The 9,966-nt window shown below is 72.7% G+C and carries 7 protein-coding genes; 6 read left to right on the forward strand and 1 reads right to left on the reverse strand.

The genetic code is table 11. The features are described from left to right. Positions 1–14: 14 nt before the first annotated feature. The gene (locus B7L92_RS24150; RefSeq protein ID WP_081239530.1) at positions 15–1,193 is read left to right on the forward strand and encodes a CaiB/BaiF CoA transferase family protein; all 1,179 of its coding nucleotides are present in this window, start codon (positions 15–17) and stop codon (positions 1,191–1,193) included. 13 nt (positions 1,194–1,206) lie between these two features. On the opposite strand, the gene B7L92_RS24155 is transcribed toward B7L92_RS24150, so the two are convergent. Beyond that, entirely contained in the window at positions 1,207–2,415 is a 1,209-nt protein-coding gene (locus B7L92_RS24155; protein WP_081239531.1) for an RNA-guided endonuclease InsQ/TnpB family protein, read from the reverse strand. Positions 2,416–2,576: 161 nt separating this feature from the next. On the opposite strand from B7L92_RS24155, the gene B7L92_RS24160 reads away from it, so the two are divergent. The 5 genes from B7L92_RS24160 (at position 2,577) to B7L92_RS24180 (ending at position 8,934) form a co-directional block, all read left to right on the forward strand. Continuing rightward, positions 2,577–2,771 (forward strand): ferredoxin, encoded by a 195-nt coding sequence (locus B7L92_RS24160; RefSeq protein WP_081239532.1) that lies wholly within the window; start codon positions 2,577–2,579, stop codon positions 2,769–2,771. A gap of 21 nt (positions 2,772–2,792) precedes the next feature. Continuing rightward, entirely contained in the window at positions 2,793–3,302 is a 510-nt protein-coding gene (locus B7L92_RS24165; RefSeq protein WP_081239533.1) for a MarR family winged helix-turn-helix transcriptional regulator, read from the forward strand. Positions 3,303–3,559: 257 nt separating this feature from the next. Then, positions 3,560–5,560 (forward strand): alpha-ketoacid dehydrogenase subunit alpha/beta, encoded by a 2,001-nt coding sequence (locus tag B7L92_RS24170; RefSeq protein ID WP_081239534.1) that lies wholly within the window; start codon positions 3,560–3,562, stop codon positions 5,558–5,560. A 58-nt stretch (positions 5,561–5,618) separates the two neighbouring features. Further along, positions 5,619–7,586, forward strand: coding sequence for an oxidoreductase (locus B7L92_RS24175; protein WP_081239535.1), 1,968 nt, complete (start codon positions 5,619–5,621; stop codon positions 7,584–7,586). Between the two features lie 157 nt (positions 7,587–7,743). Next, positions 7,744–8,934 (forward strand): ABC transporter substrate-binding protein, encoded by a 1,191-nt coding sequence (locus tag B7L92_RS24180; RefSeq protein ID WP_081239536.1) that lies wholly within the window; start codon positions 7,744–7,746, stop codon positions 8,932–8,934. Positions 8,935–9,966: the final 1,032 nt, after the last annotated feature.

The following is a 9,966-nucleotide window of genomic DNA, read 5'->3' on the forward strand; positions in this document are numbered from 1 at the left end:
CCGCAGGAGGAGCCATGCCAGGACCGCTGAGCGGGTTGTCGATCGTCGAACTCGGCGGTCTCGGCCCGAGCGCCTTCGCCACCATGCTGATGGCCGACCTCGGCGCGGACGTGATCCGGATCGACCGGGCGCGGGCCGCGCACGGCGGGGTCGAGGCCGCCGCCGAGCCCAGGTTCGACCTACTCAACCGCGGCAAGCGGTCCCTCGCCCTGGACCTGAAGAAGTCCGAGGCGGTGGAGATCGTCCTGCGGCTCGTCGAACGGGCGGACGCCCTGACCGAGCCCTTCCGGCCGGGTGTCGCCGAGCGGCTCGGGCTCGGCCCGGACGTGTGCCTCGCCCGCAACCCGAAGCTCGTCTACGCCCGGATGACCGGCTGGGGCCAGGAGGGTCCGCTGTCCGCGACCGCCGGCCACGACATCAACTACATCGCCCTCACCGGAGCGCTGCACGGCATCGGCAGCGCCGGCGGACCGCCGCAGATCCCGGTCAACTACGTGGGCGACTTCGGCGGCGGCGCCACCTACCTCGTCATCGGACTCCTCGCCGCGCTGCGGGAGGCCGCGGCCGGCGGCACCGGGCAGGTCGTCGACGCCGCGATCGTCGACGGCGTCTCCCACCTGCTGTCCAGCACCCACGCGATGTACGCCGGGGGCATGTGGCAGGACCGCCGCGGGGTGAACGTCCTCGACGGCGGCGCGCCCTTCTACTCCGTCTACGAGTGCGCCGACGGCGGGTACGTCGCCGTCGGCGCGGGCGAGGGGAAGTTCTACGCCGAACTGCTGCGCCGGCTCGGCCTCGACGACGACCCGCGCCACCAGCTCGACGAGTCCCGCTGGCCGGACCTGCGCCGCCGGATGGCCGCGGTCTTCGCCACCCGCACCCGCGACGCGTGGGCGGCGGAGTTCGAGCGGACCGACTGCTGCGTGACCCCGGTCCTCGGCCTCACCGAGGCCGCCGACCACCCGCACATCCGCTCCCGGCGGTCGCTACGCAGGCACGACGGCGTCCTCCAGGCCGGCACGGCACCCCGGTTCTCGGGCTCCGAGCCGCACGAGCCGACGCCCCCGCCCCTGCCGGGACAGCACAGCCACGACATCCTCGCCTCCCTCGGACTCGACGCCGGCCGGCTCGTCGAGGCGGGCGTGGTGAGCGCAGGCCCCGCAGCGCAGGACCCGACGAAGGAGCAGTGTTGACTCCGTCCCCCGCTTAAGAGCGGGGGATTCCAGCGGTTGCCCGCTGGGTTTCCTGCTTCACCGACGACCGCCCCGTCCGGGAGGACTCCCGTTGAGGTCTTACACCGTCTCCACAGGCAGACGCCGCCAGCCCGGCGGCCAGGATGTTGCGTGCCGCGTTCACGTCGCGGTCATGCACGGTGCCGCAGTCGCACGTCCACTCGCGGACGTTCAGCGGCAGTTTCTCGCGGACCGTGCCGCAGTTCCCGCACAGCTTGCTGGAGGGGAACCAGCGGTCGATCACGACGAGTTCGCGCCCGTACCAGGCGCACTTGTACTCCAGCATCATGCGCAGGTCCGTCCAGGCCGCGTCCGAGACGGTGCGCGCCAGCCTGCCGTTCTTCAGCAGGTTGCGAACGGTGAGGTCCTCGATCACGACCGTTTGGTTCTCACGGACGAGACGAGTCGACAGCTTGTGCAGGAAGTCGCGGCGCCGGTCGGCGATCCGCGCATGGATCTTGGCGACGCGGCGCCGGGCTTTCTCCCGGTTCGCCGAGCCCTTCGCCTTGCGCGACAGCTCCCGCTGCGCGCGTGCCAGCCGGGCGCGATCACGCCGTTCGTATTTCGGGTTGGCGACCTTTTCTCCGGTGGACAGCGTCACAAGGGAAGTGATCCCGGCGTCCAGACCGACAGCCGCGCCGGTGGTAGGGGCCGGGGCGATGGCGTCCTCGCACAGGATGGACACGAACCAGCGCCCGGCAGCGTCACGGGACACGGTCACCGTCGTGGGCTCCGCACCCCGGGGGAGCGGGCGCGACCAGCGGATGTCCAGTGGCTCCGTCATCTTCGCCAGCGTCAGCTGCCCGTCACGCCATTTGAAGGCACTGCGGGTGTACTCGGCCGACACGCGGGACTTCTTCCGGCTCTTGAAACGCGGGTATTTGGCCCGCTCGGCGAAGAAGTTCCCGAACGCCGTCTGAAGATGCCGCAGCGCCTGCTGAAGCGGCACGGAGGACACCTCGGCCAGGAACGCGAGTTCATCGGTCTTCTTCCACTCCGTCAGCGCGGCGGACGACTGCACATAGGAGACACGGCGCTGCTCGCCGTACCAAGCCCGGGTGCGCTCCTCCAGCGCCTTGTTGTAGACGAGGCGGACGCAGCCGAACGTGCGCGACAGCTCCGCTGCCTGCTCGTCCGTGGGGTAGAAGCGGTACTTGAAAGCCCGCTTGACCTGCTGCGTCACGCCTCACGCGCTACCAGGTTCCGTGTGAGCGAGGGGTGTCAGCCGGTGACCTGCGGACACCGGTCCGCCGCCAGGGCGGACCGGCTTTCCCTGCCCTGCTCCGCAGGAGCTTCGTTTCCTCCCCGGCCTGAAGACCGGGGTATCCACGAAGGAGAACACCGATGACCAGAGCAGTGATCGACACGAGCAAGTGCGTGGGCCACGGCCAGTGCGCGATGATGGCGCCCGACGTCTTCGACCTCGACGCCGGCGGCTACGCCGAGACCATCGCCGGCGAGCTCACCGGCGACCGGCGCCGGGACGCCGAGACCGCGGCCATGGCCTGCCCCGAGCAGGCCATCCGCATCGAGGACTGAGTGAGTTCTATCCTTCTCGGCGTGAACTCCCCCGACGGCCAGGCGCAGCCCACCTTCCGCGACGTCCTCCGGGCCCGGCTCGTCGAGCAGGACACCGTCCCGCCCGACGCCGCCGACCGCACCGACCTGGTCTTCAACCTGACCAAGTTCTTCAACCGGCTCGGCCAGGACGCCGAGTCGGTGCACCGCAGGCTGGGCTGGAGCTGGGCCGGGTTCCGCTTCATGAACCTGCTGTGGGCTGCCGGACCCCTCGAGGCCCGGCAGCTCACCCGGCTGTCCGGGGCATCGAGGGCCGCGACCTCGGCCGTCCTGAACACCCTGGAACGCGACGGCCTGATCCGCCGCGACCGCAGCGAGACCGACCGCCGCCAGGTGCTCGTCTCGCTCACCGAGGAGGGCGCCTCCCGGCTCCTGGAGGGCCTGCGCGCCCAGGCCGAGCGGGACAGGGCCTGGTTCGCGGTGCTCTCCCCCGAGGAGCAGCGGCAGCTCGGCGGCCTCCTGATGCGTCTGGCCGACCAGCCCGGTCCGTGACACGGGGCGGGGCCGCGCCCGAGGCGGGCCGGCCCGCTCCCCGATGCGATCAGGCCGGTTCAGGCGGTGAGGGGCCCGTACGCGGGCCGGTACGGCCGACCGCCACGGGCACGCCGGAAAAGCCCACCGGAATCCGCGCACATCAATAACCAATCAATGCTTGTTTAAGCATCTCGTCCTGTGTCACAGTGAGCCCGATCGCGACCGCGGTCCGCAACGGACGCCGCGATTCGAATCCCGCTAGGACAGGGAGCACGATGACACACGTCCAGGAGAAGCCCCGTTCGCACCCGAACCCCGGACACCGGACGGACCTGGCCCGCCTCCACCGCGAGATGCTGCGCATCCGGATGTTCGAGGACCGGGCCGCCGCGCTCTACCGCGACGGCGTGATCCGCGGGTTCGTGCACCTCTCGGTCGGCCAGGAGGCCGTGCCTGTCGGGACCGCGGCGGCACTGCGGCCCGACGACGTCATCACCTCCACCCACCGGGGGCACGGGCACGTACTGGCCAAGGGCCTCGACCTCACCGGCGCCTTCGCCGAACTCTTCGGCCGGGAGACCGGGACCAACCACGGCCGCGGCGGCTCCATGCACATCGCCGACCCGGCACTGGGCATCTTCGGCGCCAACGGCATCGTCGGCGCCGGAGTGCCGATCGCGGCCGGGGCCGCCACCGCCGCGCTGCTGCGGCGCGACGGCAAGGTCGCCGTCAGCTACTTCGGCGACGGGGCCACCAGCACCGGTGCCTTCCACGAGGGCGCCACCCTCGCCGGCGACTGGCGGCTGCCGCTGATCCTGCTCTGCGAGAACAACCAGTTCTCCGAGTTCTCCAGCACCCACCTGAAGGCACCCGGCCTCATGGAGGCCCGCGCCGCCGCCTACGGCATGTCCTTCCACCGCCTCGACGGCAATGACGTGACGGAGATGGCGGACGCCATGGAGGGCATCGTGGCGGCGGTGCGCCGCGGTGCGGGCCCGGCGTTCGTCGAGGCCGTGACGTTCCGCGCCCGCGGCCACTACGAGGGCGACCCGCTGAAGTACCGCGACAAGGACCTCGCGGCGGCCTGGGCGAAGCGCGACCCGATCCTGCTCGCCGAGGAACGGCTGCGGGAGGGCGGCGCGAGCGAGGCCGAGATCGCGGTCGTGCACGCGTCGGTGACCGAGGAGATCGAGCGGGCCGTTGAGGCCGCGAAGGCCGGGCGGGAGCCGTCGGCCGGCGACCTGTTCGCGTACATCCGCACGCCCACCGGGACCGCCACCGAGCCCGAGCTGCCCGCCGACGCCGAACCGGTCCGCTACAGCCGCGCGGTCAAGGCCGCCCTGCGCCGCGAACTGGAGCACGACCCGTCCGTCTTCGTGGCCGGCATCGACGTCGGCGAGGGCGGCAACGTCTTCGGCCTGACCCGCGGCCTGGCCGCGGACTTCCCGGGCCGGGTGCGCGACACCCCGATCGCGGAGAGCGCGATCATCGGGGCGGGCGTGGGCGCCGCCATGGCCGGCATGCGGCCGGTGGTGGAGATCATGTACTCCGACTTCATCGCCGTCTGCCTGGACCAGATCATGAACCAGGCCGCCAAGCTGCGGTACATGACCGGCGGCAAGGTGAGCGTGCCGCTCACCATCCGCACCCAGTTCGGCGCCGGCCGCTCCTCGGGCGCCCAGCACTCCCAGGCGATCGAGGCCCTCCTCGCCCACATCCCCGGCCTCCAGGTCGTGATGCCCTCGACCCCGGCCGACGCCTACGGACTGCTGCGCAGTGCCATCCACGAGGACAGCCCGGTCGTCGTCATCGAGCACCGGCTCCTCTACGAGAAGTCCGGCCCGGGGTTCTCGTCCGACCACGTCGTCCCGATCGGGAAGGCGAAGGTGCTCCGCGAGGGCACCGACGTGACCGTCGTCAGCGTCTCGCGCATGGTGCGCGAGAGCCTCGCCGTCGCCGAGTCGCTGGCCGCCGAGGGCATCTCGGTCGAGGTCGTCGACCTGCGCACCGTCGCGCCCATCGACTGGGAGACGGTGTTGGGCTCCCTCGCGAAGACCAACCGGCTGGTGGTCGCGCACGAGGCCGTCCTCGACTTCGGCATCGGCGCGGAGATCGCCGCCCGCGCCGTCGACGAGGGGTTCTGGACGCTCGACGCCCCCGTGGTGCGCGTCGGGGCGCCCTTCAGCCCCGCGCCCTACGCCCCCGCCCTGGAGAAGCAGTGGGTGGTCGGGCAGCGCGACATCGAAGCCGCGATCCGCAGAATCCTCGCCGTCTAGGCCGTGCCGGGGGCCGTCCCGGCCCCCGGCACGGCGGGCTTTCCGACAGGAGAGACGCATGACGAACAGCCCGGCCGTTGAGCCGACGTCACCCCGCACGGACGGGAAGTACGCCCGTCTGCTCAGCCCGATGACCATCCGCGGCCATGTGCTCCGCAACCGGATGATCACCACGGCGCACAGCATCATGGCGCCCTGGCACCCGGCCGGCGACGAGACGGCCTACGTCGACTACTGCCGCCGCCGGGCCAAGGGCGGAGCCGCGCTGCTCATCACCCAGCCGGTCAACGTCGAGCCGTTCCACGACTGGCCGTGGCCGGTGGTCGACCGGCTCAAGCGGCTGGCCGACGCCGTGCACGAGGAAGGCGCACTGGTCACCCCGCAGGTGGTCAACTTCGGCCGGCAGATCGGCTCGCACGTGCTGCTCGACGAGCGCGCCGAGTGGTCCTTCAACGGCGGCCAGGACGAGTTCGGTGAGGCCGCCCACCGGATGACCGGTGCCGAGGTGCAGATGATGGTCGACGCCTACGGCCGGACGGCCGAGGTGTTCCGCGCGGCCGGTCTGGACGGGCTCGAACTGCACGGCGCCCACGGCTACCTCCTCCAGCAGTCCTACAGCCCCTGGGGCAACGGCCGCGACGACGAGTGGGGCGAGCAGCTGGCCTTCTCCACCGCGGTGCTCGAAGCGGTCCGTTCGGGACTGGGCGAGGACGGGATCCTCGGCTGGCGGATGACGGCCGACGACCATCTGCGGGAGGACGAGGACGGCCTCACCGTGGAGGAGCTCAAGGACGTCGCCAGGCGCCTGGTGGACACCGGCCGCATCGACTTCATGAACCTCTCCATCGGCACCAAGGCACCGGCGTACTCCCAGCCGTCGGTGGCCTCCTACCGCTACCCCAAGGGCTACGACCTCGAACTGGCCAAGGGGCTGCGGGACGCGATCGACGCGCGGGTGCCGGTGGTCGGTGTCGGAGGCGTCGTCGACCCGGACATGGCGGAGCGGGCCCTCGAGCACGGCATGTGCGACCTGGTCGGCATGACCCGCGGTTTCATCTCCGACCCGGACCTGGGCGTCAAGATCCTGCGCGGCGACGAGGACCGCATCCGCACCTGCGTACGGGTCGCCGAGTGCAACAGCCGGCGCGTGGACGGAAAGACCGTGCAGTGCTGGCACAACCCGGAGTTCGGCCGCGAGGCCCGGTTCGCCGCCCTGCCGGCGCCGTCGCGGCGCAAGCGCGTCCTCGTCGTCGGCGCCGGTGTCGCCGGCCTCCAGGCCGCCGAGGTGGCGGCCAAACGCGGCCACGACGTCAGGATCGTCGAGGCGGCGGACCGGCCGGGCGGTCGGCTGCGCACCCTCCTCGGCACCCGGGCCGCCGAGCTGTTCGGCACCGTCGACCACCTGGTGAACGAGCTCCGGCACGAGGGCGTGGAGGTCGAGTACGGACGCCGGCTCACCGCGGCCGGCATCCGGGCGACGGAGGTGGACGAGGTCGTCGTGGCGACCGGCGCCGAGCACGACCTGGCCGCCCACGGCCTGGCCCGCCCGGGGATCGTCACGGTCGACGACGCGGTCGTGGACGGCGTCCCCGAGGGGGCGAGGGTGCTGGTCGTGGACCGCACCGGCCACAACCCGGCCGGCGTGGCGGTGGAGAAGCTGGCGCTGGAGGGCCGCGACGTCGTCTACGTGACGCCGTTCGACTGGATGGTCACCAACAGCGGTTACAACCACCGGCTCGACTACCAGGACCTCTTCCGCCGGTCCTCGCGCATCACGGCGATGACCTTCCGGGACCTCAGGTCGTTCGAGGACGGAGAGGCCACGCTCATCGACCCCGACGGTGTCGAGAGCGTGCTGCCCGGCATCGACGTCGTCGTCGCCGCGGTGCACCCCGTGCCGCGCGACGGCCTGGTCCACGAACTGGAGGCGCTCGGCGTCACCGCGCACACCTGCGGTGACGTGATCGCCCCCCGCGGTGTCACCACCGCCACCCGCGAAGCGACCCTGCTCGCACAGACCTTCTGAGCACGGCGGGCCGCGACCCGGCGGCCCGGGCCGCCCACCTCGCATGGATCGGACCGGTCCGGCACCCGCGGAGCCCGCTCGACCCTCCTGCCGCGCGAACGGCGGCAGCAGAGCGGCCCGCTCCCACACACCCTTCCTGATCACGTAGGAGACATCCATGCACCGCTCCGCGAAACTCGCCGCCGCGACGCTCGCCCTGGCCCTGCCGCTCACCGCGTGCGCAGGGGGCGCCTCCAGCTCCGAGGCGGGCGCCGAGGGCCCCATCAAGATCATGTCGATCGCCTCCTTCGAGAGCTCGGTCTACTCGATCCCCCAGCTGCAGACCGCCATCCAGGCATCGGTCGACGCGGTGAACAAGGAAGGCGGAATCGACGGCCGCAAGCTCAAAGTCTCCTTCTGCAACGACAAGTTCGACCCCAACGAGGCCACCGCCTGCGCCCAGCGCGCGATCAGCGAGGGCGTCGCCGCGGTCGTCGGTGGCATGACACCGCACACGGCCGCGCTCGCCCCCGTGCTGGAGGCGGCGAAGATCCCGTTCATCGGTCCCGGCGGCGGCGACGGCACCGCGGAGAGCGAGGAGGCCGCGTTCTACCCGATCAACGCCGGTGCCAGCGCCTTCGTCATCGCCGCCGGCCGGCTGGCCGCGGAGCGCGGCGGGGACAAGGTCGTCGTGGTTCCCGCGGACAACGCCTCCAGCCGTTCCTCCGTCAAGCAGGCCGAGCAGGGCATCAAGCGGGCCGGCGGGTCCGCGACCGAGGTCGTCGCGCCGCTCACCGCCGCCGACTACAACCCGACCGCGCTCAAGGTGCTCGACCAGAAGCCCGACGGGGTCGTCATCACCGCGTCCGGCGACACCGCGACGCGCATCGTGTCGGCCCTGCGCGAGAACGGGTTCAAGGGCCCGATCACCGGCCCGGCGTCGATCGTCAACCCGGCCTCGATCAAGGCCCTCGGCGACAAGGCGGAGGGCATCGTGCTCGCCGGCCGCGGCCTGCCCTCGTCGTACACCGAGAACAAGATGATCGCGCAGTTCAACAAGGAGGTGCACGCCCTCGACGCCGACGCGCCCATCGACGACATCAGCCTCAACGGCTGGCTCTCCGTGCGGGCCCTGCCCGGCATCCTGGGCGGCAAGAAGATCACCGACGGGCAGTCGGTGATCGATGCCCTCTCGGACATCACCGAGCCGGTGGACCTGTTCGACATCTACTCCGACTACCCGGGCCTGGGCGGGAACCCGCCGCACGAGGAGTACCCGCGCATCGCGGTCTTCAAGGTGATGCCGAGCACCATCAAGGACGGCAGGATCGTCCCGGACGGCGAGTTCTTCGACCCGCTGGAGGGCTGACCCGCCCGGGCGGGACAGCGCGGCACCACGGCGGCCGGCCGGTGGACGCCCCCGTCCACCGGCCGACCGTCCGCACGCGCCAGGCGCGAACGGTGGGCCTGTGGGCCCCGCCCGGGGTTCCCCGGGGAACCCCGGGGAACCCCGGGGAAAGGGGACGCCCCCGGGGGTAGACCCGCGTGGTACCGGGTGCGCGCCGCCCCGGGAGGCGGCGACCGGGCGGACGCGGGGAGCAGGCGGTGGCATCACGGCGGACGGCCGGTGGGCGGACGCCCACCGGCCGTCCGCCGTGCGGCGTGGCGGAGAGCGCGGGGGAGCGGGCCGGCCCTCCGCGGCCTCGACGCACGGTCCGGGCAGGGCGCCGGTGCGCCGTGCCGGGGCCCCTCGGTCCGATGTGCGGCGTGGGCCGCCCCGCGCGGGGGAGCGAGCCGACCGCCATGACCCTGGTGCACGCACCGTGCGGACGCCGTCGTGCCGCGCCGGGGTTTCCCGGCACGGCAGGTGCGACCGGTGAGGAACGGAGGGGCGGCCCCGGGGAGTACCGCACGCCGACGGCACTTCGGGGTGCGTAATCGTCCGAGCCGCCCGGGCCGACGGGCGGAGCCGGACTCGTGGGGACCGGGGAGGGCGGCGCCCGGGACGGGGCCGGTGGAGGCGCCCGGCACCGGGTACATGCCGCCGGGGCCCGCCCGGCCGCCCTCGTCGGCACGGCAGCGGCGTGGGCGCACGGCCCGCGGGGAACCGCCGGCCGGTGTGCGGGAAGTTCTCGTGCCGCGGTCCGTGCGCCGGGCTCGACGCCACCGCCCGGGGCGCCGACCGGCTCGACGCCGCCTTCCGGGGACGCCTGCGCTCGACGCCGCCTTTGCGGCCCGCGTCCCTCCGCTCACGGCACGACCGGCGCGGGGTGCGCGCCGCCGAGGGCGGGCCGGGCGTGTCCGGCACGCGGCCTCGCGCCGCCACCGGCACGAGGGCGGAGGAACGCCCCGGCCGCGGCACACCGCAGGGGTTCGCGGACCGAGGGGCCCGGGGATCTCC

It is taken from the genome of Streptomyces viridosporus (assembly GCF_002078235.1).
Classification (GTDB): Bacteria; Actinomycetota; Actinomycetes; order Streptomycetales; family Streptomycetaceae; genus Streptomyces; species Streptomyces viridosporus.